1 protein-coding gene is annotated in these 344 nt (G+C 57.8%); it reads left to right on the top strand.

What is annotated here, in order from left to right:
- Nucleotides 1-125: 125 nt before the first annotated feature.
- A partial coding sequence (locus ACL9RI_RS27685; protein ID WP_422729651.1) for a hypothetical protein occupies nt 126-344 on the top strand: 219 nt, incomplete at its 3' end.

Below are 344 nucleotides of genomic sequence, written 5' to 3'. Positions count from 1 at the left end.
GGCGGGATCAAGGCCAGGATTGCTGTTTGATAGATATCAGTGGCGGCTGGCGCCTGAACTTTGGCGCCGTCTGCCAGTACGGCATCGCCCATAGCCGGTGACGCAGGCATGGAAAATTCCAGCATTTGAGCCAGCTCAGCCTGCTGGACTGGATTGAATTGCTTGGAAAAATCAGCCAGATGGCGGCGCTTGGTATCCAGCGGCAATTGCTGCCATACCAGAACGAATTGCGCGTGCTGGCTAGTCACAATCTCTGGCCACAGTCGCTGCAGCCCGGCAACATCGCCCTGTTGAATTGCCAGCGCCAGCGCTTCGCTTGGCGGGATCAAGGCCAGGATTGCTGT

The organism is Janthinobacterium sp. Mn2066, assembly GCF_049319705.1.
Lineage (GTDB): Bacteria > Pseudomonadota > Gammaproteobacteria > Burkholderiales > Burkholderiaceae_D > Janthinobacterium.
This window is presented reverse-complemented; position numbering and strand designations above follow the sequence as displayed.